Source organism: Aureimonas populi (assembly GCF_017815515.1).
Lineage (GTDB): Bacteria > Pseudomonadota > Alphaproteobacteria > Rhizobiales > Rhizobiaceae > Aureimonas > Aureimonas populi.
The window spans coordinates 3699355-3726193 of sequence record NZ_CP072611.1; the positions used below are offsets into that span (position 1 = coordinate 3699355).

General features: G+C 67.9%; 30 protein-coding genes. 11 read left to right on the forward strand and 19 right to left on the reverse strand.

Features of this window, described 5'->3' with window-relative positions:
- Positions 1 to 273: 273 nt before the first annotated feature.
- A complete protein-coding gene (gene fsa, locus J7654_RS17600; protein ID WP_209737126.1) occupies positions 274 to 927 on the forward strand; it encodes a fructose-6-phosphate aldolase in 654 nt (217 codons plus the stop codon).
- Positions 928 to 995: 68 nt separating this feature from the next.
- On the opposite strand, the gene dps is transcribed toward fsa, so the two are convergent.
- From dps to J7654_RS17645, 9 genes are all read right to left on the reverse strand, one after another.
- Positions 996 to 1499, reverse strand: coding sequence for a DNA starvation/stationary phase protection protein Dps (gene dps / locus J7654_RS17605; protein ID WP_209737127.1), 504 nt, complete (start codon positions 1497 to 1499; stop codon positions 996 to 998).
- Between the two features lie 97 nt (positions 1500 to 1596).
- Entirely contained in the window at positions 1597 to 2094 is a 498-nt protein-coding gene (locus tag J7654_RS17610) for a DUF302 domain-containing protein (RefSeq protein WP_209737128.1), read from the reverse strand.
- A gap of 90 nt (positions 2095 to 2184) precedes the next feature.
- Positions 2185 to 2793 (reverse strand): peptide-methionine (S)-S-oxide reductase MsrA, encoded by a 609-nt coding sequence (msrA, locus tag J7654_RS17615; RefSeq protein ID WP_209737129.1) that lies wholly within the window; start codon positions 2791 to 2793, stop codon positions 2185 to 2187.
- A 129-nt stretch (positions 2794 to 2922) separates the two neighbouring features.
- On the reverse strand, positions 2923 to 3702 hold the full coding sequence (locus J7654_RS17620) for a succinate dehydrogenase iron-sulfur subunit (protein ID WP_209737130.1): 780 nt from the start codon (positions 3700 to 3702) through the stop codon (positions 2923 to 2925).
- 122 nt (positions 3703 to 3824) lie between these two features.
- Positions 3825 to 4952 (reverse strand): App1 family protein phosphatidate phosphatase, encoded by a 1128-nt coding sequence (locus J7654_RS17625; RefSeq protein ID WP_209737131.1) that lies wholly within the window; start codon positions 4950 to 4952, stop codon positions 3825 to 3827.
- Between the two features lie 66 nt (positions 4953 to 5018).
- A complete protein-coding gene (gene sdhA / locus J7654_RS17630; RefSeq protein ID WP_209737132.1) occupies positions 5019 to 6860 on the reverse strand; it encodes a succinate dehydrogenase flavoprotein subunit in 1842 nt (613 codons plus the stop codon).
- A gap of 4 nt (positions 6861 to 6864) precedes the next feature.
- Positions 6865 to 7242 carry a succinate dehydrogenase, hydrophobic membrane anchor protein gene (gene sdhD, locus J7654_RS17635; protein ID WP_209737133.1) on the reverse strand — a complete coding sequence of 126 codons (378 nt, stop codon included), beginning with the start codon at positions 7240 to 7242 and terminating at the stop codon, positions 6865 to 6867.
- Between the two features lie 11 nt (positions 7243 to 7253).
- Positions 7254 to 7646 (reverse strand): succinate dehydrogenase, cytochrome b556 subunit, encoded by a 393-nt coding sequence (sdhC, locus tag J7654_RS17640; RefSeq protein ID WP_209737134.1) that lies wholly within the window; start codon positions 7644 to 7646, stop codon positions 7254 to 7256.
- 141 nt (positions 7647 to 7787) lie between these two features.
- Positions 7788 to 8258 (reverse strand): GNAT family N-acetyltransferase, encoded by a 471-nt coding sequence (locus J7654_RS17645; protein ID WP_209737135.1) that lies wholly within the window; start codon positions 8256 to 8258, stop codon positions 7788 to 7790.
- A 175-nt stretch (positions 8259 to 8433) separates the two neighbouring features.
- On the opposite strand from J7654_RS17645, the gene J7654_RS17650 reads away from it, so the two are divergent.
- Positions 8434 to 9585 (forward strand): GGDEF domain-containing protein, encoded by a 1152-nt coding sequence (locus tag J7654_RS17650; protein WP_209737136.1) that lies wholly within the window; start codon positions 8434 to 8436, stop codon positions 9583 to 9585.
- A gap of 15 nt (positions 9586 to 9600) precedes the next feature.
- Here J7654_RS17650 and leuC read toward each other — a convergent pair whose 3' ends face one another.
- The 3 genes from leuC to rplS form a co-directional block, all read right to left on the reverse strand.
- Positions 9601 to 11013, reverse strand: coding sequence for a 3-isopropylmalate dehydratase large subunit (gene leuC / locus J7654_RS17655; protein WP_209737137.1), 1413 nt, complete (start codon positions 11011 to 11013; stop codon positions 9601 to 9603).
- Positions 11014 to 11114: 101 nt separating this feature from the next.
- A complete protein-coding gene (locus tag J7654_RS18435) occupies positions 11115 to 11240 on the reverse strand; it encodes a hypothetical protein (protein ID WP_280842345.1) in 126 nt (41 codons plus the stop codon).
- 127 nt (positions 11241 to 11367) lie between these two features.
- Positions 11368 to 11826 carry a 50S ribosomal protein L19 gene (rplS, locus tag J7654_RS17660; protein ID WP_209737138.1) on the reverse strand — a complete coding sequence of 153 codons (459 nt, stop codon included), beginning with the start codon at positions 11824 to 11826 and terminating at the stop codon, positions 11368 to 11370.
- Between the two features lie 294 nt (positions 11827 to 12120).
- Here rplS and J7654_RS17665 point away from each other — a divergent pair, with 294 nt between their 5' ends.
- Positions 12121 to 13059, forward strand: coding sequence for a DMT family transporter (locus tag J7654_RS17665; protein WP_209737139.1), 939 nt, complete (start codon positions 12121 to 12123; stop codon positions 13057 to 13059).
- On the opposite strand, the gene trmD is transcribed toward J7654_RS17665, so the two are convergent.
- From trmD to ffh, 7 genes are all read right to left on the reverse strand, one after another.
- Positions 12983 to 13705 (reverse strand): tRNA (guanosine(37)-N1)-methyltransferase TrmD, encoded by a 723-nt coding sequence (trmD, locus tag J7654_RS17670; RefSeq protein WP_209737140.1) that lies wholly within the window; start codon positions 13703 to 13705, stop codon positions 12983 to 12985. The two genes, J7654_RS17665 and trmD, sit on opposite strands and share 77 nt — an antisense overlap.
- 8 nt (positions 13706 to 13713) lie before the next feature.
- A complete protein-coding gene (locus tag J7654_RS17675; RefSeq protein ID WP_209737141.1) occupies positions 13714 to 14016 on the reverse strand; it encodes a putative quinol monooxygenase in 303 nt (100 codons plus the stop codon).
- A complete protein-coding gene (rimM, locus tag J7654_RS17680; RefSeq protein WP_209737142.1) occupies positions 14013 to 14579 on the reverse strand; it encodes a ribosome maturation factor RimM in 567 nt (188 codons plus the stop codon). Before rimM ends, J7654_RS17675 begins: the two co-directional genes overlap by 4 nt.
- A gap of 59 nt (positions 14580 to 14638) precedes the next feature.
- Positions 14639 to 16144: a sensor domain-containing diguanylate cyclase gene (locus J7654_RS17685; RefSeq protein ID WP_209737143.1), complete on the reverse strand. Its 1506-nt coding sequence runs from the start codon at positions 16142 to 16144 to the stop codon at positions 14639 to 14641.
- Between the two features lie 115 nt (positions 16145 to 16259).
- A complete protein-coding gene (gene rpsP / locus J7654_RS17690; protein WP_209737144.1) occupies positions 16260 to 16649 on the reverse strand; it encodes a 30S ribosomal protein S16 in 390 nt (129 codons plus the stop codon).
- Between the two features lie 25 nt (positions 16650 to 16674).
- On the reverse strand, positions 16675 to 16992 hold the full coding sequence (locus tag J7654_RS17695; RefSeq protein ID WP_209737145.1) for a chorismate mutase: 318 nt from the start codon (positions 16990 to 16992) through the stop codon (positions 16675 to 16677).
- Between the two features lie 5 nt (positions 16993 to 16997).
- A complete protein-coding gene (gene ffh / locus J7654_RS17700) occupies positions 16998 to 18554 on the reverse strand; it encodes a signal recognition particle protein (protein WP_209737146.1) in 1557 nt (518 codons plus the stop codon).
- Between the two features lie 365 nt (positions 18555 to 18919).
- On the opposite strand from ffh, the gene J7654_RS17705 reads away from it, so the two are divergent.
- The 8 genes from J7654_RS17705 to J7654_RS17740 all read left to right on the forward strand — a co-directional run bounded on the left by J7654_RS17705 (position 18920) and on the right by J7654_RS17740 (position 26825).
- A complete protein-coding gene (locus J7654_RS17705; protein WP_209737147.1) occupies positions 18920 to 20008 on the forward strand; it encodes an endonuclease/exonuclease/phosphatase family protein in 1089 nt (362 codons plus the stop codon).
- A gap of 60 nt (positions 20009 to 20068) precedes the next feature.
- Entirely contained in the window at positions 20069 to 20953 is an 885-nt protein-coding gene (gene dapF, locus J7654_RS17710) for a diaminopimelate epimerase (protein WP_209737148.1), read from the forward strand.
- 56 nt (positions 20954 to 21009) lie between these two features.
- A complete protein-coding gene (gene mtaB / locus J7654_RS17715) occupies positions 21010 to 22236 on the forward strand; it encodes a tRNA (N(6)-L-threonylcarbamoyladenosine(37)-C(2))-methylthiotransferase MtaB (RefSeq protein ID WP_245195795.1) in 1227 nt (408 codons plus the stop codon).
- Positions 22237 to 22264: 28 nt separating this feature from the next.
- Positions 22265 to 22543: a hypothetical protein gene (locus J7654_RS17720; protein ID WP_209737150.1), complete on the forward strand. Its 279-nt coding sequence runs from the start codon at positions 22265 to 22267 to the stop codon at positions 22541 to 22543.
- A gap of 32 nt (positions 22544 to 22575) precedes the next feature.
- On the forward strand, positions 22576 to 23970 hold the full coding sequence (gene ftsY / locus J7654_RS17725) for a signal recognition particle-docking protein FtsY (RefSeq protein WP_377946561.1): 1395 nt from the start codon (positions 22576 to 22578) through the stop codon (positions 23968 to 23970).
- Between the two features lie 60 nt (positions 23971 to 24030).
- Positions 24031 to 25233 carry an alpha-hydroxy acid oxidase gene (locus J7654_RS17730; protein ID WP_209737151.1) on the forward strand — a complete coding sequence of 401 codons (1203 nt, stop codon included), beginning with the start codon at positions 24031 to 24033 and terminating at the stop codon, positions 25231 to 25233.
- A gap of 55 nt (positions 25234 to 25288) precedes the next feature.
- The gene (locus J7654_RS17735) at positions 25289 to 25942 is read left to right on the forward strand and encodes a septation protein A (RefSeq protein ID WP_209737152.1); all 654 of its coding nucleotides are present in this window, start codon (positions 25289 to 25291) and stop codon (positions 25940 to 25942) included.
- 64 nt (positions 25943 to 26006) lie between these two features.
- Positions 26007 to 26825 carry a tellurite resistance TerB family protein gene (locus tag J7654_RS17740; RefSeq protein WP_209737153.1) on the forward strand — a complete coding sequence of 273 codons (819 nt, stop codon included), beginning with the start codon at positions 26007 to 26009 and terminating at the stop codon, positions 26823 to 26825.
- Positions 26826 to 26839: the final 14 nt, after the last annotated feature.

Consider the following 26839-nt stretch of genomic DNA (forward strand, 5'->3'; position numbering starts at 1 on the left):
AGTGGAAGAAGCCGTGGGCTTGGATTGGGGTCTCTCAGTCAACGGGATCGTCGTCTCCGACAGTTTTTACGGCAATCGGCCGGCGCCTCCCTATATGGGAGATAACAAGGGCGGCTTCGCCAGATTTCCGGCCAAGACCCCCGCCCGGTGTTGGAGCCGGGCCCCGCCGGATGCTATGCCCCGCGCGAAGGGTCCCGCGAAAGCCCCCGGGGCCCGTTTCATTCACACCGCCGGCCGCCTCGGTTAGGGGCCGGCCCGCTTCAGGAGGACGGCATGAAATTCTTCGTCGACACGGCCGACATCGCCGAGATCAAGGAGCTCGAGGAAGCCGGGCTGATCGACGGCGTCACCACCAATCCCACGCTCGTCTCCAAGGCCGGCCGGCCGATGAAGGAGATCATCAAGGATATCTGCGAGGTGACGCCCGGCCCGGTCTCCGCCGAGGTGACGGCGCTGGAGGCGGACGAGATGCTGCGCGAGGGCCGGCTGCTCGCCGAGATCGCCGAGAACGTCGTCATCAAGCTGCCGCTGACGCTGGACGGCCTGAAGGCCTGCAAGCACCTGACGGATGACGGGTTCAAGACCAATGTCACGCTCTGCTTCTCGGCAGTGCAGGCGCTGCTCGCGGCCAAGGCCGGCGCGACCTATATCTCGCCCTTCATCGGCCGCCTCGACGACATCAATCTCGATGGCATGGGGCTGATCGCCGACATCCGCCGCATCTACGACAATTACGATTTCGAGACCGAAATCCTCGCCGCCTCGGTCCGCACGCTGAACCATGTGCGTGAGGCAGCCCTCATCGGTGCGGACGTGGCCACCGTACCCCCGGCCACGCTGAAGGCGCTGGTCAAGCACCCGCTGACCGACAAGGGCCTCGACACCTTCCTGGCCGATTGGAAGAAGACCGGCCAGACCATCGGCTGACCTTTTTCGCGGCACCAACAAAAAGGGGCGGCCCTCGACAGGCCGCCCCTTTTTGTTCGCGGAAGGGCTCACTTGCTCTGGAAGTGGCTCTCCAGGAAATACAGCGCCTCCTCCACCCCGCGCCCGACCCCGGTGAGGAGGTCGGCCGTCAGGTCGTCGCCGGCATCGTCGGCTTCGCTGATGCCCTCGCGAATCGCCGCGCCCCAGTTGGCGTAATGGTCGGCAAGGCGCTTGAGGTGGCCTTCCGAATCGACGAGATCGGTCGGATAGGGCTCCAGGATCGTGTTGGCCGATGCGCCCTGCACGGTGCCGACGGCCTGTCCGCCGAGGGCCGTGAGGCGCTCTGCAATCTCGTCCACATATCCCTCGGCCTTCTCGTGCAGCTCGTCGAACAGCTTGTGCACGGCGATGAAGTTCATCCCCTTGACGTTCCAGTGCGCCTGCTTGGCCGCATAGGTCACGTCGATGGCGGTGCCCAGGTGCTTCTGCAGAAGGCCGACCATGGCGCCGCGCGTGTTCTCGCTCATCGTGTTTCTGGTCGGGTGAAGCGTGACGTCGCTCTTCTTGGCCATGTTTCAGCAGTCCCTTGCGCAATTTCGTGACAAAGCGCACCGGCCCTCGCGGCCAACGCTTTTGCGAAGAATGGCAAAGGCCCCCGCTTGTTCCGCGCTATTGCGCTTCGGCGATTCCCGAACGGCGCTCGGGGCGCGAGAGGGCGGCCGAGACCAGCGCGTCCAGCGAGGAGCGCAGTGCCTCGATTTCCGGCTGGGCGGGGTCGAGGGCGTAGCGCCCGACCATGGAGAAGGGCGAAACGTAGCCGACATAGGTGGTGCCGTCCTCCTCCCAGACGAGAATCTTCTGCGGCATCTCGATCGCCAGGCGGCGATTGGCCTCGATCAACGGCAGGGAGGCCTTCGGCTGGGCGAAGACGACGACGGTCGTGGGCGCAAGCACATAGTCGATCTCCTGCGCCGCTGCCTCGTGGTCGAAGACCGCGAGCACACGCGAGCCGGAGCGCTCGATGGCCTGCTCCAGCCGCGCCACGGTGTCGGGGACCGATTGGGAGCTGGAGCGCACCACCCATTCGTCCTGCGCGAGAGAGGGGCCGGAGACGAGAAGCGCAAGCAGGACCACGGACAGGAAAACGGAGAAGATACGGCTTCTCATCGGACCATCCTCAAGGACGCGAGGGAGGAGAACCGTCGGGGCGATCGCCTGCTTGGGCATCCACTCCAGACGAGGTTGAAAGACAGGATCCTAGCCGGCCGGTTGCGCCCGCCCGCCCCAGACGCGCGCCAGGGCGGCATCGCGCCCGCAGCCGATCCGGTAGGCTTCATAGCGGAGCGGGCTTCGGACATGGAAGTCCTGGTGTTCCACTTCCGCCGGAAAGAAGGCGCTGGCGGATCGAATCTCGGTGGCGAGCGGCTGGCCGAGTTCGGCCGCCGCCTGCCCGGCGGAAGCCTCGGCCACCCGGCGCTGCGACTCGTCGGAGACGAAGATCGCCGTCCGGTATTGCGGGCCCTTGTCGCAGAACTGCCCGGAGGCATCGGTCGGGTCGATGGAATGCCAGTAGGCGTCCAGGAGCTCCCCGTAGCTGACGCGCCCGGGATCATATGTGACCTGAACGGCTTCCAGATGCCCGGTGCCGCCGCCGATCACCTGGCGATAGCTGGGATTTTCGACACTGCCGCCGGAAAAGCCGGAGACGGTCCCCACCACTCCGGGCACCTCGTCGAACCGCTTTTCGACCGACCAGAAGCAACCGCCCGCGAAAACGGCCTGCGCGAGCGCCCCCGCCGCGCCGGCCGTTTTCGCGGCGGCGAGAAGAGCAGATGCGGCGAAAGCCGCGACGAATGCCGGGCGCATGGTCGCCAATCCTTCAGGAGAACGAAGCGTGCCCGAAGCATGAACCCGGATTAAGCCTGCGGCAAGACAAAAGCACCTCGCCCACGCCCATTATCGGGCATGTTGGTTCCAACCCGCGCGGCAGACCGCTCAGACCCGGCGCTCGACCATCATCTTCTTGATCTCAGCGATGGCCTTCGCCGGATTGAGACCCTTCGGGCAGGTCTGCGTGCAGTTCATGATCGTGTGGCAGCGATAGAGGCGGAAGGGGTCTTCCAGATGGTCCAGCCGGTCACCGGTCGCCTCGTCGCGCGAATCGATCAGCCAGCGATAGGCCTGCAACAGCACGGCGGGGCCGAGATAACGCTCCCCGTTCCACCAATAGGAGGGGCAGGAGGTCTGGCAGCAGAAGCACAGGATGCACTCGTAGAGCCCGTCCAGCTTCTCGCGGTCCGAATGGCTCTGGCGCCATTCCTTCTCAGGCTCCGGCGTCTCCGTCTGGAGCCAGGGCTCGATGGAGCGGAGCTGCGCGTAGGGCACGGTCAGGTCCGGCACCAGGTCCTTGATGACGGGCATGTGCGGCAGCGGGTAGACCTTCACCGCTCCAGCCACCTCATCCATGCCCTTGGTGCAGGCCAGCGTGTTGGCGCCGTCGATATTCATGGCGCAGGAGCCGCAGATGCCCTCGCGGCAGGAGCGGCGCAGCGTCAGCGTCGGATCGACATTGTTCTTGATCCACAACAGCGCGTCGAGGACCATCGGCCCGCAATCGTCGAGATCGACATAATAGGTGTCGACACGCGGGTTGAGATCGTCGTCCGGCGACCAGCGATAGATGCCGAACTCGCGCACATTCGTCGCGCCTTCCGGCTTCGGCCAGATCTTGCCGTCTGTGATCCGCGAGTTCTTGGGAAGGGCGAGTTCGACCATGATCTTGTCTTCCGGACGTCACATGCAGTTTGGAATGGGGCTAAACACGAAAGAGCGGGCGGCGCAACAAGCCGATGGCGCCAAGGCGCTCTTCAAACGATTGTAGGCCGCGTGCCCGGCCATCACGGTTGCACGATCACGGGAAAGCGACCGAAGCGCTTCGACTTGTCGTCCTCGGCGGCGATCTCCGCCTCCACCGCTTCCAGGGTGCCGGAAGCGGCAAGGCCCAGTCGTTCGGCGAGCCTGGCCGCCTCGCTGAGCGTGCGCCCGAGGGTCGTCGGCACGCCCGCCGCCTCGATTCGCTCCAGGTCCGCCTCCACCTGGCTCGGGGCCTCGCCCGGGCGCACATCGTGGATGTGCACGGCCACGACCCGCCCCTTATGCCGCTCCACCGCCTGGGCGTAGACGCTGGAATCCCGCTGCCCCGAATCGCCGATCAGCACGAAGTTCAGATGCGGATAGGCCTCCATCAGACGGTCGATCATCCGGTCCTTGTGGCCGTGGTGGCGGCGCATCAGCCAGCCCATCGCGTCCTCGGACAGGTTGCGCAGCAGCATCGGCCCGCGCGGAATGCCCTTCAAGGCCATGAAGCGCTCGAAGATGTCGAACAGGTTCCATGGGCTGGAGGAGACGTAGAAGATCGGGTTGGTCTGCGGCCCGTCCGCCCCCTCGCACAGGGCGCGGTAGAAGTGCGAGACCCCCGGAAAGGCGGTGCGGGCCTCCGGCGAATTGGCTGTGACGATGCGCCAGTGGCGCAGCATCTTGAACGCGCCGGTGTGGATGATCGTGTCGTCGATATCCGAGATGATGCCGAATCGCGCGCGCGGCGAGACGAGGCGCACCGCCCCTTCCGCGTATTTGGGCTCGAATTCGTAGTGGCGCGCGGTTTCCAGCTTCAACTGCACCGGCAGCCAGGGACCGGAGCCGGGCGGCGGCTCGATGCCCTCGATCCCGATCTCGAAATAGCCGTCCTCCCCGCTGACGACGCTGCCGGTCTGGCCCACCACGTCCCAGGACACCTTGGCCCCCACGATCTCGTCGGTCTCGTAGCGCTTGAAGGTGAGCCAGAGATTGCGGATGGCGGAATTGGAGTGCGGGGCGTCGAAAACGCCCTCATCCTCCAGCACCCGGCCCTTGAGCCGGATGCAGCCGCCCTCCACGAAGCCCGTATAGGCCACGAAAGTGGGGCGGTCGGTGAGCCGCAGCCGCCGCTTGAGGGCGAAGCGCGCTGCGCGAAGGCGGCCGATCACGCCCCGCCCCTTTCGACTCACCATCCGCAAAGCGGCGCCCCCGTCGCCATTCGGCACCCAGATCGATCAGTACACGCGCTTCTTGGGCTCGATATACTCGATCTCGTTGGACAGCGTGTAGGTGTGCACCGGCCGGTCGTCCAGCGAGATCGTCTTGGCGCCCGTGTCGCAGAAGGCGAGCGTGTGCTTCATCCAGTTCACGTCGTCCCGGTCGGGATAGTCCTCGCGGGCATGGGCGCCCCGCGATTCCTTGCGCGCCACGGCCGAATCCATCGTCACCACGGCCTGGATGATGAGATTGTCATATTCCAGCGTCTCGATGAGGTCGGTGTTCCAGACCAGCGAGCGGTCGGTGACGCTCACGTCGTCGGAGGCGTTCCACACCTCGTGGATCTTGTGGTGGCCCTCCTCCAGCACCTCGCCGGTTCGGAAAACGGCGCAGTTCGACTGCATGGTCTGCTGCATCCGGTCGCGCAGGCGCGCGGTGGGCGTGCCGCCCTTGGCGTAGCGGAAGCGGTCGAGCCGGGCGAGCGAGTTCTGCCCCGCATCGGCCGGCAGCGGTGCATGGCCCTCGGCCGTGGAAACCGTCTCGGCGCAGCGCAGCGCGGCGGCGCGGCCGAACACCACGAGGTCGATCAGCGAGTTGGAGCCGAGGCGATTGGCCCCGTGCACGGAAACGCAGGCCGCCTCGCCCACCGCCATCAGGCCCGGCACCACCGTGTCGGCGTCGCCGTTCTTCTTGGTCAGTACCTCCCCGTGATAGTTCGTCGGGATGCCGCCCATGTTGTAGTGCACGGTCGGCAGGACCGGGATCGGCTCCTTCGTCACGTCCACGCCCGCGAAGATCTTGGCGCTTTCCGAGATGCCCGGCAGGCGCTCGTGCAGGATCTTGGGGTCCAGATGGTCGAGATGCAGGAAGATGTGGTCCTTGTTCTTGCCCACGCCCCGCCCCTCGCGGATCTCCATCGTCATGGAGCGCGAGACCACGTCGCGCGAGGCAAGGTCCTTGGCCGAGGGCGCGTAGCGCTCCATGAAGCGCTCGCCTTCCGAATTGGTCAGATATCCGCCCTCGCCGCGCGCGCCCTCGGTGATCAGGCAGCCCGCGCCGTAGATGCCGGTGGGATGGAACTGCACGAACTCCATGTCCTGGAGCGGCAGCCCGGCACGCAGCACCATGGCGTTGCCGTCGCCCGTGCAGGTATGCGCCGAGGTGGCGGAGAAATAGGCGCGGCCATAGCCGCCGGTGGCCAGGATGGTCTTCTTGGCCTGGAAGCGGTGGATCGAGCCGTCATCCATGTTGATGGCGACGACGCCCCGGCAGGCGCCTTCCTCGTCCATGATGAGGTCGATGGCGAAATACTCGATGAAGAACTCGGACGAGTAGCGCAGCGACTGGCCGTAGAGCGTGTGCAGGATGGCGTGGCCGGTGCGGTCCGCCGCCGCGCAGGTGCGCTGGGCCGGCGGGCCGTTGCCGAAATCGGTGGTCATGCCGCCGAAGGGCCGCTGGTAGATGCGCCCATCCGTCGTGCGCGAGAACGGAACGCCGAAATGCTCCAGCTCGTAGACGGCGGCCGGCGCCTCGCGCACCAGATATTCGATGGCGTCCTGATCCCCCAGCCAGTCCGACCCCTTCACGGTGTCGTACATGTGCCAGCGCCAGTTGTCCTCGCCCATATTGCCGAGCGAGGCGGCGACGCCCCCTTGCGCGGCGACGGTGTGCGAGCGCGTGGGGAAGACCTTGGTGATACAGGCCGTCTTCAGGCCAGCCTGCGCGGCGCCCAGCGTGGCGCGAAGCCCCGCGCCGCCCGCGCCCACGACGACGACGTCGAACTTGTGGTCGATGAACTCGTAGGCCTTGCCGTTCTGCCCGGGTGCCGTGCGATGGGGCTGCGCGCCGTTTGTGGCCATGAAATCAGACTCCGAAGCTGAGCTTGGCGATGGCAAGGAGGCTGGCGCCTGCGACCGCGATCGCGAAGAAGGTATTGGCGAGCTGCGCGGCGACGCGAAGCCCCCCGTGGACGTAGTCCTCGATGATCGTCTGCATCCCGAGGCGCATGTGGACCGTGGCCGAGATCACCACCAGCGCCATGACCAGCGCCACCAGCGGGTTCTGGAACGCGGCTAGGACGTCGGCATAGGTGCCGGCCTGCAGGCGGATGATGAGGATGACGAAGAAGGTGATCAGGAAGACGTTGGCGACGGCCGTCAGGCGCTGATGCCAGAAATGGCCGGTGCCTTCGCGGGCCGAGCCGAGGCCGCGCACGCGGCCGAGGGGGGTGCGGAAATCCATCGTTCGTATCCTCAGCCGAAGATCAGGAGCCCGGCCCACAGGACCAGCGTCAAGGCGAGCGATCCCACGAGGGTCGCGATGGCGAATTTGGTGGAGTTGGCCTTGCTCATGCCCCGGCCGGTGTCCCACACCAGATGGCGGATGCCGCCGAGCATGTGGTGCAGAAGCGCCCAGGTGTAGCCGAAGAGGACGAGCTGCCCGAGGATCGAGCCGAACACGGCGGAAGCGGTGGCGAAGGCCTCCGGCCCGCTCGCCGCGGCGACCAGCCACCAGACGACGAGGATCGTGCCGACATAGAGAGCCCCGCCGGTGATCCGGTGGAGGATGGACATCGCCATGGTCGGCTGGAAGCGGTAGATCGTCAGGTGCGGCGACAGCGGCCGGGCGGATTTGGCGTCGGACAATGGATTCTCCTGTCCCTCGAATGGGCACGCTCCGGCGCACGATCGGGCAGCGCGTGGCTGGAGCGCTTCTAAAACACCCTTTGCAGGTTCGAAATCAAGCGTGGGAAGCGTCTTGATTCCGGGCCGCGGCGGCCAAATCGATTAGGATCGCGGCTCGCGGTCGAGGAAACGGATGACATAGCTCGACCATTCGGCCGGTTCGGCAATTTTCTCGTAAAGGTGGCGCCCGCTGTCGGCCGTCCTCGGCGCCTGCAGGATCAGCCGGGACCATCCGCGCGAATCGCCTTCCTCGGCCAGGAGGTCGACCATCGCCTTGGCGATTCCCTTCCGGCGCACGGAATGATCGACATAGATGTGGTCCGCCAGCCCGGCGCGCATTCCCGTCCACGGGTCGGGAAGATCGTAGAAGACGAGGAAGGCGACGAGCTGCCCGTCGAGCCGCGCGCCCAGAATCTCGCCCGTTCGGTCCTGCAGGAGCTGCTCGGCATAGAAGACGTCGGGCGCGCCCGGCGCGCCTCGAAACACAGCCTGATTGTAGGCGGCCAGAAGCGGCGCGAGGTCGCGCGCGTCCTTCAGCCGAAGCTGCACGATGTCGATATTGGGCGCGGGCATTTCCATAGCGATGGAATTGAGCGCTAAAGCGCATGCGGTCAAGATGCGCGGCGTCGCGACGCGATTTTCCAACGGCCTTAACGCCCTGCTGAGGATTTCGGGGTGAGATCGGCCGGCGGGAGGAATCGATGGGGAACGGGCGGCTCCGGTTGCCCGCGCGCCTTGGGAACGATCGATGCAAGCCGACATCCTGGCCTGGCTGGTGCCGGCCGCCTTCGCGACCTTCAGCGGCGCCTTCCTCGTCCTGCGCCTTCACGGCATCGGCTCCTACTGGTGGGTGGCTTCCTTCGGCAGCGCCGGCCTCGCCTTCGCCGCCACCATCCTTCCGCCCCCGCCCCCGCCCTTCCCAGCGGTCAAGGCCGTCATCGAGGACATCCTGTTCCTGCTGGCGCTCATCTTCTTCGCTTATGGAACCACCGCCCGCTTCCGGCGCCGTCCCGGCAGGCGCGTCCTGGGGGCGATCCTCTTCGTCAGCACGGCAGGCGCGACAGTATCGGCTCTTCACGGAAGCGTCGGGCGCGAAATCGTCTTCGTGCAGACGGGATGCGCGCTGATCCTTCTGGAGGCGGCCCGGGCCATGAGCGGCGCCCAGCGGCACGCCGGCGACAAGCTGCTCTTCGCCCTGCTGCTCGCGCTCGTCATCGGCCTGTCCCTGCAGAACATTCTGCTGGCGGGCAGCGTCTCGGAGCCCCTGACCTTCGAGAACTGGCGCGGCTCGCCATGGTCCCATGTGTTCCACATGGTCAGCAGCGTGATCGGCATCCTCTTCGCCGTCACGATCCTCGTATCGCTCGGCCTCGACATGATCGAGAAGCTGCGCCGCTTTTCCGAGATCGACGTCCTCAGCGGAGTCCTGAACCGCCGGGGCTTCGAGGACGCGGCCCGAAGCTTCGAGGAGCGCGCGACGGGCAGTAGCGCGGTGATGATCGTGGACGTGGATCGCTTCAAGACGATCAACGACGATTTCGGCCATGCGGCCGGGGACCTTGCCATCGCGGGCATCGGCCATCTCCTGGAGACCGCCGTCGGCCGGCGCGGCATCGTCGGGCGCCTGGGCGGCGAGGAATTCGCCGTGCTTCTCGAGGACGGCGATGCGCGCGAGGCCCACCGCTTCGCGGAGGACCTGCGCCGCGCGCTGGGCGAGATCGCCTGGGGGCCTCCCCTCGCCGGCCGCCGGATCACCGCCAGCATCGGCGTGAGCGCGCTGCGCGCGGGCGAGCCGCTGGCCGACGCCATGCAGCGCGCGGACGCCAATCTCTACCGCGCCAAGCGCGATGGGCGGGACCGCGTGATCTCAGGCGACCGGGACGAATCGCGCGCCGCCTGAGCGGCGCGCGGCGCCTCAGGCCGCAGGCCACTCCCGAATGTCCACGAAGCGGCCCGCCACCGCCGCCGCCGCCGCCATGGCGGGCGAGACGAGATGCGTGCGCCCCTTGAAGCCCTGCCGCCCCTCGAAATTGCGATTCGAGGTGGAGGCGCAGCGCTCATAGGGTTTCAGGCGGTCCTCGTTCATGCCCAGGCACATGGAGCAGCCCGGCTCGCGCCAGTCGAAGCCGGCTTCGCGAAACACCTTGTCCAGCCCCTCGGCCTCCGCCTGCGCCTTCACGATGCCGGACCCCGGCACGATCATCGCCGAGACGGTGCCGGCGACCTTGCGCCCTTCCACCACCTTGGCCACCGCGCGCAGATCCTCGATGCGCCCGTTGGTGCAGGAGCCGATGAACACCCGGTCGAGCGTGATGTCGGTCATCCGCGTGCCGGGCGTCAGGCCCATATAGTCGAGCGCCCGCTTCTTGGAGGCGCGCTTGGCCTCGTCGGCGATGGCCTCCGGATCCGGCACCACGCCGTCGACGGCCACCACATCCTCCGGCGAGGAGCCCCAGGAGACGATGGGCGGCAGGTTCGCCGCATCGAGCACCACCACCTTGTCGTAATGGGCGCCCTCGTCGCTCTGCAGCGTCTTCCAGTATTCCACCGCCTGCTCGAAGGCGGCGCCCCTGGGGGCGCGGGGACGCCCCTCGATATAGCGGAAGGTGGTCTCGTCCGGCGCGATGAGGCCCGCGCGCGCGCCGCCCTCGATGCTCATGTTGCAGATCGTCATGCGCCCTTCCATGGAAAGGGCGCGGATCGCCTCACCGGCATATTCGATGACGTGGCCCGTGCCGCCCGCCGTCCCGATCCGGCCGATGATGGCCAGGATGATGTCCTTGGCGGTCACGCCCTCGGGCAACTGCCCGTCCACGCGTACCAGCATGTTCTTCGCCTTGCCCTGGATGAGGGTCTGGGTGGCGAGCACATGTTCCACCTCCGAGGTGCCGATGCCGTGCGCGAGCGCGCCGAAGGCACCATGCGTGGAAGTGTGGCTGTCGCCGCACACGATGGTCATGCCCGGCAGCGTGAAGCCCTGCTCGGGCCCGATGATGTGGACGATGCCCTGCCGCCGGTCCAGCTCGTTGTAATACTCGATGCCGAACTCGGCCGCGTTCCGGGCCAGTGCCTCCACCTGGATGCGGCTTTCCTCGTTGGCGATGCCGTGGGTGCGGTCACCCGTCGTCACGTTGTGGTCGACCACGGCCAGCGTCCGGCCCGGCTGGCGCACGCGCCGGCCCGCCACGCGCAGGCCTTCGAAGGCCTGCGGGCTCGTCACCTCATGCACCAGATGGCGGTCGATATACAGAAGGCCGGCGCCTCCCTCCACGGTGCCGAGCAGGTGGTCGTCCCAGATCTTGTCATAGAGCGTGCGAGCTTGGCTCATCGTTGCAAGGGCTCCTTGTGGCCGGAGGCGCTCGTCGGCAGCTCTCGTCCGGCCCGTCTTTTCGGGAAAGGCAAAATCGGACGGCGCCAGGCGCCCGCCCGTCACGCGAAGCGTAGAAGGCCCGAAGCGGTCAGCCGCCGGTAGAAGAAGCGGCCCGGCAGGCGGCAGCGGTCGTCGAGCGGGGAGAAACCCAGCGTCGTCGGCAGGCGGCCGGCAGAAGCATGCATCGCGTTCATGGGCTGCAATTTAACATCGCGGCGCCCGCCCGACAACGGCGTCGTCGCAGCGCCCGCCAAACGAAAAGAGCGGCCCGCAAGGAGCCGCTCTTTCAGAATGCACGAAGCTAAGATGAGCTTACTCGGCCGCGTCCTTGGCGGCCTGCTTCTCGGCCTGCGCCTTGGCGCGCTCGTCGGCGGCCACCGCGCGGGCGGCGTCGTTCAGCTTGCGCGCGCGGGCGTTGGTCGCCTCGACGATACGGGCCGACTTGCCGCGACGATCGCGCAGGTAATAGAGCTTGGCGCGGCGCACGCGGCCGCGGCGCACGACCTCCACCGATTCCACCATCGGCGAGTAGATCGGGAAGACGCGCTCCACGCCCTCGCCGTAGGAGATCTTGCGAACCGTGAAGTTCTCCTGGATGCCGCCGCCCGAACGGGCGATGCACACGCCCTCATAGGCCTGCACGCGGGTGCGCGTGCCTTCCGTGACGCGCACGTTGACGCGCAGCGTGTCGCCCGGCGAAAAGGCGGGGATGGAGCGGATGGCTTCGATGCGCTGGGCCTCTGCGGCCTCCAGCTCGGCGATGACGTTCATGGCGTTGGCCTCAATCTTGGTTTCATGCCGGCTTGGCCGGTCATGGCCGTTGGTACGGTCAAGTTATTGTCGAGGAGATCACGCGCGCTCTTACACGGCACGGCCGGCTCTGTCGAGAGGGGCCGGCCGCGCGGCGCGAAGGGGCAGCGGAACCGCGGCCGGCCCTCACCGCCGGGCCCGCGCGGAACGCCCTCATGGCAAAACCGCATCGCTCGAATGCAGGAGCAGCGCTTGCGGCCAAAGCCCCGCGGGCGCATGCAGCGCCTTTCCGCTCCCGGCCGCGAGGCGATTCGCATGACGAACGGTGTTTTCCTCGCCTTCCTGGCTTATGCGATCTTCGCCTTCTCGGATGCGGCGATCAAGCTGCTGGGCGGCTCCCTGCCCTCCTCGCAGGTGGCCTTCACCGGCGCGCTGCTGGGCTTTGCCATTCTGCCTCTGGTGGCCGGCAAGGGGGAGCGCCTGCGCGACATCGTCTCCACCACGAGCCGCCCCCTGTGGATCGCGCGCGCCGTGGTTGCCACCTTCAGCACGCTGACCAGCGTCATCGCCTTCACCCGGTTGCCGATGCCGGAGGCCTTCGCGCTCATTTTCCTGATGCCGCTCTTCGTGACGATCCTGTCGGTCATCTTCCTGAAGGAGGAGATCGGCCCGTGGCGATGGGCGGCGGTGTTCCTTGGCTTCGCCGGTGTTCTCATCGTCCTGCGCCCGGGCTTCCGGGTGCTGGATATCGGCCATCTGGCCGCCACCATCGCCGGCCTGTCCAGCGCGGTCTCCGTCATCATCTACCGCCACCTGGGAAGCCGGGAGAAGCGCATTTCCATGTTCGGCGCGGGCCTCATCGGGCCCGCCGTCATCAACGGCGCGCTGATGCTGCCCGGCTTCGTCTGGCCCGACGCGCGCCAGACGGCCTACCTCCTCAGCTACGGGCTCCTGGCCGCCGTGGCGCAGGCGACGCTGATGGTGGCGGCCCGCCGTGCCGCGGCCAGCCAGATCGCCCCGCCCCAATACAGCCAGATGATCTGGGCGGTCGCCTTCACCTATTTCGTGTTCGACCAGCCGGTGGACGGCCTCACCTTCGTGGGAATCGCCGTGATCATCGCGGCCGGCCTCCTGACATGGGCGCGCGAGAAGATCCGCCTGCCGCGCGAGCGGCGCATCAATTCCCTCTGGACCCTGCGCCGGAGGGAAGAGCAGGCCGGCGGGAAAGAAGGTCCGGGCGCCGATCGGCCGTGATGCGCTCCGCTTCGGCACGCCGCCAGCGCTCCACCGCGCCATGGTCGCCGGAGGTGAGGACAGCGGGAATGCTCCGCCCCTCCCACACCGCCGGGCGCGTGTAGTGGGGGTGCTCCAGAAGTCCGGTCTCGAAGCTTTCGGCATCGCCCGAGGCCGCATTGCCCATCACGCCCGGCAGCAGGCGAACCACGGCGTCCAGCAGCACCAGCGCGGCCATCTCCCCGCCCGAGAGGATGTAGTCTCCGATGGAGATTTCGGTCAGGCCCCGGCCCTCGATCACCCGCTCGTCCACCCCCTCGAAGCGCCCGCAGACGATGACCGCCCCTCCCCCTTGCGAAAGCTCGCGCACGAAGCGCTGCGTCAGCGGGCGGCCGCGCGGGCTCATCAGCAGGCGCGGCCGAGTATCGCCCTCGGGCGAGGCCGCGTCGATGGCGCGCGCCAGCACATCGGCGCGCAGCACCATGCCGGCCGAGCCGCCGGCGGGCGTATCGTCCACCATGCGGTGGCGACCCTCCCCGAACTCGCGCAGGGGCGTGGTCTCCAGGCTCCAGTCGCCGCGCTGCAGGGCCCGGCCGGCCAGCGAGACGGCCAGCGGCCCGGGAAACATCTCGGGATAGAGCGTGACGAGCGAGGCGCGGAACGGCATGGCTCGCGTCAGGCGAAGGGCTCGAAGGCGCCAACCTCGGTCAGCTTCAGCTCGCTCGAGACGATGGTGACGCCCGCCAGCGCCTGCCGCCAAGCCGCGATATGCGCCGTGCGGCCATGGGCGTCGAGCGCCGCGCGGCTCTCCCATTCCTCGTAGATGCGCACGAGGCCGGGCTCGACGAAATCCTCGGCGAAGGCATAGACGATGCAGCCGGGCTCGGCGCGCGTGGCCGCGATCGTTTCGCCCGCCATATCGCGCAGCGCGGCCAGGTCCTCCGGCGCCAGTCGAAGCGTTCCCGAAACCACGATCATGCCCTGTCCTCCCCTTCGATGGCGTCGCCTTCGCGAACCTCCACCGCGCCTTCCAGACCCGCCGCCACCGGCTCGACGAGGATATGGCCCAGATCGAGGTCGACCTCGGGCACCGCTTCGAGCGTGAACGGAATCATCACCGACGCCCCGCCGTCCGGGGCGATCTCCAGGATATCGCCGGCGCCGAAATCATGGAAGGCGATCACCTCGCCGATCACTTCGCCGTCGAGGCGGCGCGCCACGAGGCCGACGAGATCGGAGTGGTAGAACTCGTCCTCGCCCTCCCGAGGCAGCACCGAGCGGTCGACGAAGAGCTCGGTGCCGTTCAGGCGCTCGGCATGGTTGCGGTCGGCCACCTCGGCAAAGCGCACGATCACGACCGTCTTCGACAGGCGGGCCGACTTGACCGTGTAGCGCGCGCCCTTGGCGTCGAAAAGCGGGCCATAGGCGCCGATATCCTCCGGCTCCCCGGTGAAGCTCTTCACCCGCACCTCGCCCTTGATGCCATGCGCGCCACCGATGGTGGCCAGGAGGACGGGGTTGGGGAGGCTTGGTTCGTTCACGGACTGCGGCTTCTCGATCGAGGGACAGCCCGGCTTCTGCCGCCCGAAGGGAGCGGCGGTCAAGACGCGGACGGCCCGTTCACCCGCCGCCGGCCCTGCCCGGACTGCGCGTAATGGGCCTGCTTGGCTTCGTACATGCGCAGGTCGGCGCGCTTCACGGTTTCCTCCAGCCGCTCGCCCGGCGCGGACGTGGCTGCGCCGAGGGAGAAGGACAGGGTGGCGCCGGGGTAGAACTGGTTGTTGAGATCGACGAGCTTTCCGATCCTCTCCATCAGAAGCTCACCCTGCGATTCGTCGCTCGCCGGCATCAGGACCGCGAACTCGTCACCGCCGATTCGCGAGGCGTGGCAGGGCTTTTCCACCGCCTCGCCCAGAACCTCGCCGGCCCGGCGCAACAGCTCGTCGCCCGCGCCGTGGCCGAGCGTGTCGTTGATGTCCTTCAACCCGTTCAGATCCGCGATCACGACCGTGACCGGGCGCGGGCCCTTGCGCTCGAGCCGGTTGAGCTCCTCCACATGGAAGGAACGGTTGTAGAGCTTGGTCAGCACGTCGTGGCGGCCGAGATATTCGAGGTAAGCCTCCGCCTTCTTGCGGGCGGTGATGTCGGTCAGCGCCACTTGCACCAGCGCCCAGTCCTCCTCATGCCCCGGTAGCACGGTGAACTGCATGTGGACATGCAGCGCTTCCCCGCCCAGCGCGTAGTTCACCACCTCGCGGCTCTGGAAGAACTTGCCGTTCCACAGATCGACGAGCTGCTCGCGGAAATGCTCCTGCATGGAATCGCGGAACACGTCGCCGAGACGTGCCAGAAGCTCGTCCTTGCTCGCGGCTTCGAAGAGCTCCAGCGTGTGGATGTTCACGTCGAGGACGCGAATCTCGCTCATGCACCGCGCGACGAAGTCGGGATGCACGTCGGTGAAGGTGCGGAAATCCGAGACGCCGCGCTCGCGAAGGTCGTCCATCAGCCGCTTGACGGCCGAGAAGTCCTCCACCCAGAGCGACACGGGGGAATGGGCGAAGAGCCATTTGGAATAAGCGTCGCTGCGCGCGGCGCGCCGGCGCGCCTCCTCGCGCTCCGTCACGTCCTCGGTCGAGACGAGGACGCGCGACCAGTCCTGCTCGTGGCCGGGAAGGACACGCGCCCTGATCTGGATGTCGAGGCGGCGCCCCCCGATCGTGTGGTTGACGGCCATGCCCGCGAAACCGAGATCGCCCTCCCACAACTGGACGAGCTCCTCCAGATGCGTTTCCAGCATCTCCCCGGCAAAGATCAGGCCGAGATTGCTCTTGAGCTGCTCGAGGCTCTCCGCCTCGAAGAGCGCCAGCACCTGCGAATTGACGGCCAGAATGTCGATGGAGCCGGAACATTGCGCCACGCGGGACAGATCCTCGCGCAGGAAGGAGCGAAGGTCGGTGAGCCCCTCGGCGCGCCACTGCTCGAGGCGGCGCTTCGTCGCGCTGAAATCCTCCAGCCAGAGCGGGATCGGCGCGAGGTCGAAGACGTCGAGGCCGGAGGCCATGTCGTTGGCGGCTTCCGGCAGGGGGCGGGCTGGGCTGGAAGGCATCAAGGGTAGCGTCCGGGGCGCGAGTGAACGTCAGGCGACACCGATCATAGCTTCCCAAAAGGAAACGGCGCTCGAAAAGCGCCGTCTCCCATGCTTTTTTTCGATAAGCCGTCGCTTACTCGGCCGCGGCTTCCGCCTCGCCCGCCGCTTTGGCGGCGGCTTCGCGGGCATCTTCCTCACGCTGCTTGCGCTCGGCCTCGCGCTCCTGGGCCTTCTTGCCCGGCAGGCCCTTGGTCGGGTTCTGGCGCTCGGGGCGGTTGGCGATGCCCGCCTTGTCCAGGAAACGCAGCACGCGATCGGTGGGCTGGGCGCCCTCGCCGAGCCAGTGCTTGATGCGCTCCTCCTTCAGCGTCACGCGCTCGGCGTCCTTGGGCAGCATCGGGTTCCACGAGCCCACGGTCTCGATGAAGCGGCCGTCGCGCGGCGCGCGGGCGTCGGCGATGACGACATGGTAGTAGGGGCGCTTCTTGGAACCTGCGCGCGCAAGGCGAATCTTCAGCGACATTTCATTTCTCCTGACGGTCGTCTGATCAAAGGGATTGGCTGTTCTTCTCCGAGGCGATCGCCTCGTGATGGCGGATAACCTCGCGGACGATGAAGTTGAGGAACTTCTCCGCGAAGTCGGGATCGAGATCGGCATCTTCGGCAAGCCGCCGCAGCCGGGCGATCTGCTGCTGCTCGCGCGCCGGATCGGATGGCGGCAGGCCATGCTCTGCCTTCAGGCGGCCGACCGCCTGCGTGCGCCGGAACCGCTCGGCCAGCATGTGAACGAGCGCGGCGTCGATATTGTCGATCGAGCAGCGAATCTCGCTCAGCATGGCGCGGGCGTCGTCGTCCTGTCTGTCCATGTGCGTCACTTCTTCCTGGGCAGTCCGGGAAGGCCGCCGGGAAGCCCCGGCAGGCCGCCGCTACCGAAGCCGGGCGGGAGTCCTTTCGGCAGGCCGCCGCCCAGCCCTCCCAGGCCGCCGCCCTGCATGGCCTTGGCCATCTCCTCGATCTGCCTGGGGTCCATCTTCGACAGGTCCGGCATACCGGCGGGCATTCCCCCGCCCGGCAGCCCCATCTTGGCGCCGAGGCCGCCCATGAGCTTGCCCATGATGCCGGGGCCCTTGCCCTTGCCCACGGCCTTCATCATGTCGGCCATCTGCCGGTGCATCTTCAGAAGCTTGTTGATATCGGCCGAGGACGTGCCAGAGCCGGCCGCGATGCGCTTCTTGCGCGAATGCTTGAGCGCATCCGGGTTGGCGCGCTCGTAGGCGGTCATCGAGGAGATGATGGCAAGCTGGCGCTTGAGGAGCCTGTCGTCGAGGCCGGCCCCCGCGATCTGGTCCTTCATCTTCGCCACGCCGGGCATCATGCCCATCAGGCCGCCGAGGCCGCCCATCTTCTGCATCTGGCCGATCTGGTCGGCGAGGTCGTTCAAATCGAACTTCCCCGACTGCATCTTCTTCGCCATCGCCGCCGCGCGCTCGGCGTCGATATTCTCGGCGGCGCGCTCCACGAGGGAGACGATGTCGCCCATGCCCAGGATGCGGTCGGCGACGCGCGAGGGGTGGAACTCCTCCAGCGCATCCATCTTCTCGCCGGTGCCGAGAAGCTTGATCGGCTTGCCTGTGACGGCGCGCATGGAGAGCGCGGCGCCCCCGCGCCCGTCGCCGTCCACGCGCGTGAGGACGATGCCGGTAATGCCCACGCGCCCGTCGAAGGAGCGCGCCAGGTTCACCGCGTCCTGGCCCGTCAGGCTGTCGGCGACCAGCAGGATCTCGTGCGGGGTCGAGCGCGCCTTGATCTCGGCCATCTCGGCCATCAGCGGCTCGTCGATATGGGTGCGGCCGGCCGTGTCGAGAATGAGGATGTCGTAGCCGCCCAGGCGCGCGGCCTGGCTGGCGCGCACGGCGATCTCGACCGGGCCTTGTCCCGGGATGATCGGCAGCGTGGCGACGCCGGTCTGCTCGCCCAGCACCCGGAGCTGCTCCTGCGCGGCCGGGCGGCGCGTGTCGAGCGAGGCCATCAGCACACGCTTCTTCTGCCGCTCCGTGAAGCGTTTGGCGATCTTGCCCGTGGTGGTCGTCTTGCCCGAGCCCTGAAGGCCGACCATCATGACCGTGACCGGCGCCGGGGCGTTGAGGTCGATGGAGACGCCTTCCGTGCCGAGCGTGGCGACCAGCTCGTCATGGACGATCTTGACGACCATCTGGCCGGGCTTGATCGACTTCAGAATCTCGGCGCCGACCGCCTTCTCCTTCACCCGGTCGGTGAAGGAGCGCACCACCTCCAGCGCGACGTCCGCCTCCAGCAGTGCCCGGCGCACCTCGCGCAGCGCGGCGGAGACATCGGCCTCCGACAATGCGCCGCGGCCGGTAAGGCCGTTCAGGATGGACCCGAGGCGGTCCTGAAGGGAAGAGAACATCGGCTACACCTTTTCCATTCGGCTGGCCCCGGCTAGGCCGCGAGCCCGGAGAATGGGGACGATCCATCCCCGATCCAACCGCTCGACGCCAAAGCGGAACACCTCCGCGGGCGAAACTCGCTGGCGGAGGGTGGCCTCCATGCGGCTCCTGAGGAGGGACATGGTCGGCGGGTCGCGGACGGATCGGTCGCGGATTTGGGAACATCTTCAACAGCGATACCCGCCCAAAGTCAAGGGCCGCCACCCTCGCCGTCCCTCGGCGCTTGGCAAGCGCACATTATCGCAGTTTAAAGGATCGCGGCGGCGGGGCGTGCGTTGTGGGGGGCGCGGCACGCTTTTCATGGAGGCCGCCGGAGTTCGTGCCCATGCTGCTGACGACGAGCGTCGCGACACTGACCTTCCTGGCCGCCGCGGCCACGATTCTCTCCTTCCTCAAGATTCCCCACGGCTTCGTGCGGGTTTTCTCCTTCCCCCGCATCCAGATACTCCTCGTCGCGCTCGGTCTCCTGGTCGTCACCTTCGTCTGGATCGAGGACGGCGTGCTGGACGCGATCCTCGTCGTTACCCTCGTCAGCGTCATCGTCGCTCAGGGCTTCTCGATCGCCCAGTTCACGCCCCTTCGAGGCAAGGAATCCATCCAGTACGAGGGAGACCCGGATGGGCCGAACACGGTCTCGATCCTCTCCTTCAACGTCAAGGAATCGAACGAGAAGTTCGCGCTCGCCATAGAGACCACGAGGCGCAGCGACCCGGACCTCGCGCTCTTCATGGAGACCGACCGGAAATGGGCGGACGCGCTGGAGCCGCTGCGGGAGCGCTACCCGCACGTCGTCTCCCATCCGCTGGAGAATTCCTACGGGATGATCCTCTTCTCGCGGCTGGAGCTGGTTGAGGCGCGGGTGGACTATCTGGTGATGGACGAGGTTCCCTCCATCGTCGCCACCGTGGCGCTCAGGGACGGGCAGCGCTTCCGCCTCTACTGCATCCACCCCGAGCCGCCCGTGCCGCATGTCGATTCGCTCGGCCGCGACGCGGAACTCGTGGTGGTGGCCGGGCTGGTGGAGAACGACACGCTTCCCGCGCTGGTGACGGGCGATCTCAACGACGTGGCATGGTCCAACACCACGCGCCTGTTCCAGCGGCTCTCGCGCCTTCTCGACCCGCGCGTGGGGCGCGGCTTCTACAACACGTTCGACGCGCGCTTCTTCTTCCTGCGCTGGCCGCTCGACCATCTCTTCCACGACGCGCGCTTCCACCTCGTGGAGATGAAGCGGATGCCGGCCTCCGGCTCGGACCATTTCCCGATGTACTTCAAGCTGGCGCTGACCGGTCGCTCGGACGAGGCGGAGATGCCCGACGAGGCCGACGAAAACGACCGCGAGGAGGCTCGCGAGATCCGGCGGGAGGGCCGCAAGCTCGAACGGGACCCCGTGGGCACGGATTGGGAAGGCTGAGGGGGCCGCCTCCTATACGGCTGCTGGCGTCTTGCGCGAAGCTTTGCCATATAGGCGCGCATGAACGCGACTGTGCCCTTTGCGAGGATGAACGGCCTCGGCAACGAGATTCTCGTGGCCGACATGCGCGGGCGTGACGACAGGATCACGCCCGAGGCCGCCCGCGCGCTCGCCGCCCGCCTCGAGACGCATTTCGACCAGATCATGGCCATCCACGATGCCGTGACGGACGGAACCGACGCTTATATCCGCATCGTCAATGCCGACGGGACGGAGGCGCAGGCCTGCGGCAACGGCACACGCTGCGTGGTGCAGGCGCTCGGCGCGCAGACGGGCCAGCGCGAATTCCTGTTCCAGACCCGCGCCGGCATCCTCGAGGCGCGCGAGCACGAGGATGGGTCGATCTCCGTCGACATGGGGCGCCCTCGCTTCGGCTGGCGCGACATTCCCCTGTCCGAGGAATTCGCCGATACGCGCGCCATCGAACTCCAGATCGGCCCCATAGACGCGCCGGTGCTGCATTCCCCCTCCGTCGCCTCCATGGGCAACCCGCATGCGGTGTTCTGGGTGAGCGAGGACGTGTGGAGCTACGCGCTGGACCGTTTCGGCCCGGTGCTGGAGAACCACCCGCTCTTTCCCGAGCGCTGCAATATCTCCCTCGCGCAGGTCACGGGCCGGGGCGCGATGACCATCCGCACCTGGGAGCGCGGCGTCGGGCTGACGCGCGCCTGCGGCTCGGCCGCCTGCGCGGCCGCCGTCTGCGGCGCGCGCACCGGGCGCACGGACAGGCGCGTCACCGTCACCGTGCCGGGCGGCGACCTCCTCATCGAATGGCGCGAGGACGACCACGTGCTGATGACCGGGCCGGCGCAGTGGGAGTGGTCGGGAACGCTGGACCCCGCGACCGGCGACCATGTGCGCGACCGGCAGGAGGGCGCGGCGTGAGCGGCATCGAGGTCGTCTCCTTCGGCTGCCGCCTCAACACCTACGAGGCCGAGGTGATGAAGCGCGAGGCCGGCGCGGCGGGGCTGGGGGAGGACGGACGCAAGGCCATCCTCATCAATAGCTGCGCGGTGACGGGCGAGGCCGTGCGCCAGGCGCGCCAGGCCGTGCGCCGCGCGCGGCGCGAGAACCCGGACGCGCGCATCGTCGTCACCGGCTGCGCCGCGCAGACGGACGGGGCCAGCTTCGCCGCCATGGCCGAGGTGGACGCGGTTCTGGGTAACGAGGACAAGCTGAAGGCCGCCAGCTACCGCGCCCTGCCCGATTTCGGCGTGTCGGCGCAGGAGAAGATCCTCGTCAACGACATCATGAGCGTGACCGAGACGGCCGGGCACATGGTGGACGCCATCGAGGGCCGCGCCCGCGCCATCGTGCAGGTGCAGAACGGCTGCGACCACCGCTGCACCTTCTGCATCATCCCCTTCGGACGCGGCAATTCGCGCTCCGTGCCGATGGGCGCGGCGGTGGACCAGATCAAGCGCCTTGTCGCCAACGGCTATCGCGAGGTGGTGCTGTCGGGGGTCGACATGACGAGCTGGGGCGCGGACCTGCCCGGCAGGCCGAAGCTCGGCATCCTCGTGCAGTCCATCCTGCGCCACGTGCCCGATCTGGAGCGGCTGCGCCTGTCCTCCATCGATTCGGTGGAGGCCGACGAGGCCCTGATCGAGGCCATCGGCTCGGAAAGGCGGCTGATGCCCCATCTCCACCTTTCGCTCCAGGCGGGCGACGACATGGTGCTCAAGCGCATGAAGCGCCGGCACCTGCGCGATGATTCGATCCGCTTCTGCCAGGACATGCGACAGGCCCGGCCAGACATCGTCTACGGTGCGGACCTCATCGCCGGCTTCCCCACCGAGACGGAAGCCATGTTCGCCAACACGCTGAAGCTGGTGGAGGAATGCGGCCTGACGCATCTCCACGTCTTCCCCTTCTCCCCGCGCCAGGGCACGCCCGCCGCGCGGATGCCGCAGGTGGACCGGGCCGTCGCCAAGGAGCGGGCGGCCCGCTTGCGCGCGGCCGGGGCCAGGGCGGTGGAGCGGCACCTGCAATCGCGCCTCGGCACGCGCCAGCGCGTGCTGGTGGAGCGAGAGGGCCTGGGCCGCGCGGAGGACTTCACACTGGTTTCGCTGGCCCATGGCCTCCCCGGCGAGGTCGCGGACACTATCATCATCGGGACGGAGCGCGAACGCCTGGTCGGCGTCCCGCCGCAAGCCGTCGCCGCCTGACCAACACGGAAAAAGGACCCTATCGCCCATGGCCGAGGAAAAAGGCTTTTTCCGCCGCATCTTCTCCTTCGGACAGCAGCCGGAAGCCGACCGTTCGGCCGAGCGCGAGAACCTCGTCGCCGCGCCCGACATCGCGGCCAGGGCTCCCGGCTCGCCGGACGCAGACACGCATCACCCGGCTGCCGCCTCCACCGATACGGACACGGAAGCGGGCGCGGATGTGAACGCGCCCGACAGCGGCGGCATCGAGCCGCTGATTTCCGCGAACGCGACGGCGGAAAAAAAAACTCTGAAATCGGAGAGCTAGACGGGCCTGCCGCCGCCTCCGGCACCGACTTCCTGGAAGCGCCGCTTTTGCCCGCCGAAGAGGCCCCGGCCCCCGTTTCAGAGGACTTCTCCTGGCTGGACGAGCCCGCGGCACCGGTGAAGGAGCCGGAGGCCGACTTTTCGTGGCTGGAGGAGCCGGCCGAGGAAGCCGGGCCGGCGGCGACGCAGGACGCCGAGGACGCGCTGATCGAGAATGACGGCGGCGCACTGCCGCCCTCCCAGCCCGTGGTGCTGGAGCCCGAGCCCGAACCCTCTGCGCGGGAGAGCGACGAATTCGCCTGGCTCGACGCTCCCCTCGAGCCGGAGCCCGAGGAGGCGGGCGCCGCCGATCCGCTCGCCGACGCGCCCGACCGGCTCGACATGGGCCAGACGCCGCTGGAAGGCGTGCCGGGACTTGCGCCCGTGCCCGCCCCGCCGGCGGCCGATAGCGAAGGCTGGCGCGTGCGCACCGCGCCCGAGGCCATCGCCACGCCCGCGGCGGTGACGCAGACCACATGGTTCCAGCGCCTTCGCGAGGGTCTGTCGCGCTCGTCCGGCCAATTGTCCGGCCAGATCACCTCGCTCTTCACCAAGCGACGCCTCGACGAGGACACGTTGCAGGATTTCGAGGACGTTCTGATCCAGGCCGATCTCGGCGTGGAGACGGCGACCCGCATCACCTCCCGCCTCTCCGAGGGCCGCTTCGGGCGCGAGATTTCCGGCGACGAAGTCCGCTCGATCCTGTCCGACGAGGTCGAGAAGACGCTCTCGCCCGTTGCCATCCCGCTGGAGCTGGACCTTTCGGTCAAGCCGCATGTGATCCTCGTCGTCGGCGTCAACGGCACCGGCAAGACCACGACCATCGGCAAGCTGGCCGCCAAGCTGCATCGCGGCGGGCTGAAGGTGACGCTCGCCGCCGGCGACACCTTCCGCGCCGCCGCCGTGGAGCAGCTCAAGATATGGGGCGAGCGCACGAACTCGCCCGTGGTCGCCAAGGCCATCGGCGCGGACGCGGCGGGCCTTGCCTTCGAGGCCTATGACGAGGCGGTGGCCAACGGCTCGGACGTGCTCATCATCGACACGGCCGGCCGCCTCCAGAACAAGGCGGAGCTGATGGCCGAGCTGGAGAAGATCGTGCGCGTGCTCAAGAAGCGCGTCCCCGACGCCCCCCACACCGTGCTCCAGACGCTGGACGCCACCACCGGCCAGAACGCCCTGCAACAGGTGGAGATCTTCCGCAACGTGGCGGGGGTGAACGGCCTCGTGATGACCAAGCTCGACGGCACGGCGCGCGGCGGCATCCTCGTCGCCATCGCGGCGCGGCACAAGCTGCCGGTGTTCTTCATCGGGGTCGGCGAAGGCATCGACGACTTGGAGCCCTTCCGCGCGAGGGATTTCGCCGACGCCATCGCCGGCCGCGCCGCGTGACGCTTCCCATCGCGCGACCCTCGCTTCTATAAGGGCCGCAGACGCAACGGGGACAGGCGCATGGCGCGGCCGGTGACGACCATCGAGGACCTTCGGATCAAGGCGAAACGCCGCGTGCCGAAAATGTTCTACGACTACGCCGATTCCGGCTCGTGGACGGAAACGACCTATCGCGCCAACGAAACCGACTTCGCCGCCATCCGCCTGCGCCAGCGCGTGGCGGTGGACATGCGCAACCGCTCGCTCGCCTCCACCATGGCCGGGCAGCCGGTCTCCATGCCCGTCGCGCTCGCGCCCACGGGACTGACGGGGATGCAGCACGCGGACGGCGAAATCCTGGCGGCGAAGGCCGCCGAGAAGGCGGGCATCCCCTTCACGCTTTCCACCATGAGCATCTGCTCCATCGAGGATGTAGCCGAGCACACGACCAGGCCCTTCTGGTTCCAGCTCTACGTGATGAAGGACCGCGCCTTCGCGCGCGCGCTGATGGACCGGGCGAAGGCGGCGGGATGCTCGGCGCTGGTGCTGACCCTCGACCTCCAGGTCCTCGGCCAGCGGCACAAGGACATCGTGAACGGGCTGACGACGCCGCCCAAGCCGACGCTCGCCAACATTCTGAACCTCGCCACCAAGCCGCATTGGTGCCTGGGGATGCTGGGCACGAACCGGCGCACCTTCCGCAACATCGCCGGCCACGCCGAGGGCGTTTCGGACATGAGCTCGCTCTCTGCCTGGACGGCCGAGCAGTTCGACCCCGCCCTGTCGTGGGACGATGTGAAGGAAATCAAGGATTACTGGGGCGGCACGCTGATCCTCAAGGGCATTCTGGACGCCGAGGACGCGCGGAACGCGGCCGCCAGCGGCGCGGACGCCATCATCGTCTCCAACCATGGCGGGCGCCAGCTCGACGGAGCGCTCTCCTCCATCGCCGCCCTGCCCGCTATCGTGGAGGCGGTGGGCGAAAGGATCGAGGTGCTGATGGACGGCGGCGTGCGCACCGGGCAGGACGTGCTGAAGGCCGTGGCGCTGGGAGCGAAGGGCGTGTTCATCGGCCGCGCCTTCCTCTATGGCCTGGGAGCGGGCGGTCAGGCCGGCGTCGAGAAGGCCATCGAGATCATCGCCAAGGAGCTCGACGTGACCATGGCGCTGTGCGGGCATCGCGACATCGGCAATGTCGGCAAGGAGATCCTCGTGCCCGGCACGTACCCCACCGCCGAGCCGGCGCCCTTCCTGCGCGGCGCGGCGGCGCCCGGCACCGCCTGAAAATAGGCGGCTTGCGCCCCCATATCGGGACGAGAGAGACGAGACAGAGGTTTTCATGAGCGAGCGCATCGTCGAACAGGGCCCGAACGCCCCGGGCAAGCCGCAGATCAACCCGCTCCTGAAGTTCGCGCTGGAGCTGGGGCCGCTCGTGGTCTTCTTCTTCGCCAACAATCGCGCCGAGTGGGTGGTGGAGGCGTTTCCGGCGCTCGGCGCGCTTGGCGGGCCGCTCTTCGTGGCGACGGGCCTCTTCATGGTCGCCACCCTCGCCGCGCTCGCCGTATCCTATGCGCTGACGAAGACGCTGCCGATGATGCCCATCGTCTCGGGGGTCTTCGTTCTCGTGTTCGGCGCGCTGACGCTCTGGCTCCAGGACGAGCTTTTCATCAAGATGAAGCCGACCATCGTCAACGGCATCTTCGCCGCCATCCTCCTCGGCGGCCTCCTCTTCGGCAAGGCGCTGCTGGGCTATGTCTTCGACCAGGCCTTCAAGCTCGACCAGGAGGGTTGGCGCAAGCTCACGCTGCGCTGGGGGCTGTTCTTCATCTTCCTCGCGATCCTGAACGAAGCCGTATGGCGCTTCACCTCCACAGACTTCTGGGTGGCCTTCAAGGTCTGGGGCACCATGCCGCTCACCATCGGCTTCATGCTCATGCAGATGCCGCTCCTGAAGCGCCATTCGCTGGAGCCGCTTTTCGAAGAACGGCGCTAGCCAGGCTATTGCCGAAGCTCCTTCGCCTCCCCAGCTTGGGTCTCACCAACGAAATGAGGCGGCCATGATCGACGCGCAGCGACTTCTCGACCAGTTTCTCGGCACCGGGCAGGCAAGGCCCGGCGGCGTCGGAAGCACGCAAGGGGCCGGAAGCGGCCTGCCCGGCGGGCTGGACAAGATCCTGAGCGGAGCCCTTGGCGGGTCGGGCGGTCGCGGGGGCGGACTGGGCGGAAGCCTCGGCGGGCTGGGCGGCCAGATTCCCACCGCGCTCGCGGGCGGTCTGGCCGGCTATCTCCTGCGCGGCAAGAACGCCAAGAAGCTGGGCGGCAGCGCCATCAAGCTGGGCGGCCTCGCGCTGGTGGCGGGCCTCGGCTACAAGGCTTGGCAGAACTATCAGGCCAGCCAGGGCGGTGGCGCCGGCGCGGCAGGCGGCTTCGGCTCGCAAGGGGCGCTGCCGCGTCCGGTGCCGGCCGGCGAGGTTCCTTCCGCGCAGGGCACCGTCTTCCTGCCGCCCGAGAGCGAGGCGGACAAGCGCGCGCGCCTGCTCCTTTCCGCGATGATCGCCGCGGCCAAGGCGGACGGCTATATCGACGCCGGCGAGGAACAGGCGATCTTCGGGCGGATCGACGAGCTTCAGCTCGACCCGGAGGAAAAGGGCCTCCTGATGGACGAGATGCGCCGGCCCCGGAGCATCGACGATTTGGTGGCCGAGGCGAGCGCCCCGGAAATCGCCGTCGAGGTCTACCTGGCCTCGGTCCTGGCGGTGGATGCCGACCACCCGGCCGAGCGCGCCTATCTGGCCATGCTGGCCGCACGGCTCGGCCTGGAAGACAGCCTCGTGGAGGAAATCCGCCGCACGGCCGAGGAAGCGAAGACCGCCTGAGGCACGCCGAACGC

Bases quoted from the DNA above. Each gene is read 5' to 3' on its own strand.
- J7654_RS17720 (WP_209737150.1), top strand. From the start codon at position 22,265: ATGGCCGAGGAAAAAGGCTTTTTCCGCCGCATCTTCTCCTTCGGACAG.
- msrA (WP_209737129.1), bottom strand. From the start codon at position 2,793: ATGCGCCCGGCATTCGTCGCGGCTTTCGCCGCATCTGCTCTTCTCGCC.
- J7654_RS18435 (WP_280842345.1), bottom strand. From the start codon at position 11,240: ATGCATGCTTCTGCCGGCCGCCTGCCGACGACGCTGGGTTTCTCCCCG.
- leuC (WP_209737137.1), bottom strand. From the start codon at position 11,013: ATGAGCCAAGCTCGCACGCTCTATGACAAGATCTGGGACGACCACCTG.
- dapF (WP_209737148.1), top strand. From the start codon at position 20,069: ATGAACGCGACTGTGCCCTTTGCGAGGATGAACGGCCTCGGCAACGAG.
- J7654_RS17645 (WP_209737135.1), bottom strand. From the start codon at position 8,258: ATGCCCGCGCCCAATATCGACATCGTGCAGCTTCGGCTGAAGGACGCG.
- rplS (WP_209737138.1), bottom strand. From the start codon at position 11,826: ATGAACGTCATCGCCGAGCTGGAGGCCGCAGAGGCCCAGCGCATCGAA.
- J7654_RS17650 (WP_209737136.1), top strand. From the start codon at position 8,434: ATGCAAGCCGACATCCTGGCCTGGCTGGTGCCGGCCGCCTTCGCGACC.
- J7654_RS17735 (WP_209737152.1), top strand. From the start codon at position 25,289: ATGAGCGAGCGCATCGTCGAACAGGGCCCGAACGCCCCGGGCAAGCCG.
- J7654_RS17675 (WP_209737141.1), bottom strand. From the start codon at position 14,016: ATGATCGTGGTTTCGGGAACGCTTCGACTGGCGCCGGAGGACCTGGCC.
- J7654_RS17610 (WP_209737128.1), bottom strand. From the start codon at position 2,094: ATGAGAAGCCGTATCTTCTCCGTTTTCCTGTCCGTGGTCCTGCTTGCG.
- ffh (WP_209737146.1), bottom strand. From the start codon at position 18,554: ATGTTCTCTTCCCTTCAGGACCGCCTCGGGTCCATCCTGAACGGCCTT.
- dps (WP_209737127.1), bottom strand. From the start codon at position 1,499: ATGGCCAAGAAGAGCGACGTCACGCTTCACCCGACCAGAAACACGATG.
- sdhA (WP_209737132.1), bottom strand. From the start codon at position 6,860: ATGGCCACAAACGGCGCGCAGCCCCATCGCACGGCACCCGGGCAGAAC.
- rpsP (WP_209737144.1), bottom strand. From the start codon at position 16,649: ATGTCGCTGAAGATTCGCCTTGCGCGCGCAGGTTCCAAGAAGCGCCCC.
- J7654_RS17695 (WP_209737145.1), bottom strand. From the start codon at position 16,992: ATGGACAGACAGGACGACGACGCCCGCGCCATGCTGAGCGAGATTCGC.
- J7654_RS17665 (WP_209737139.1), top strand. From the start codon at position 12,121: ATGACGAACGGTGTTTTCCTCGCCTTCCTGGCTTATGCGATCTTCGCC.
- mtaB (WP_245195795.1), top strand. From the start codon at position 21,010: ATGAAGCGCGAGGCCGGCGCGGCGGGGCTGGGGGAGGACGGACGCAAG.
- J7654_RS17705 (WP_209737147.1), top strand. From the start codon at position 18,920: ATGCTGCTGACGACGAGCGTCGCGACACTGACCTTCCTGGCCGCCGCG.
- J7654_RS17685 (WP_209737143.1), bottom strand. From the start codon at position 16,144: ATGCCTTCCAGCCCAGCCCGCCCCCTGCCGGAAGCCGCCAACGACATG.
- fsa (WP_209737126.1), top strand. From the start codon at position 274: ATGAAATTCTTCGTCGACACGGCCGACATCGCCGAGATCAAGGAGCTC.
- sdhD (WP_209737133.1), bottom strand. From the start codon at position 7,242: ATGGATTTCCGCACCCCCCTCGGCCGCGTGCGCGGCCTCGGCTCGGCC.
- J7654_RS17620 (WP_209737130.1), bottom strand. From the start codon at position 3,702: ATGGTCGAACTCGCCCTTCCCAAGAACTCGCGGATCACAGACGGCAAG.
- trmD (WP_209737140.1), bottom strand. From the start codon at position 13,705: ATGCCGTTCCGCGCCTCGCTCGTCACGCTCTATCCCGAGATGTTTCCC.
- J7654_RS17730 (WP_209737151.1), top strand. From the start codon at position 24,031: ATGGCGCGGCCGGTGACGACCATCGAGGACCTTCGGATCAAGGCGAAA.
- J7654_RS17740 (WP_209737153.1), top strand. From the start codon at position 26,007: ATGATCGACGCGCAGCGACTTCTCGACCAGTTTCTCGGCACCGGGCAG.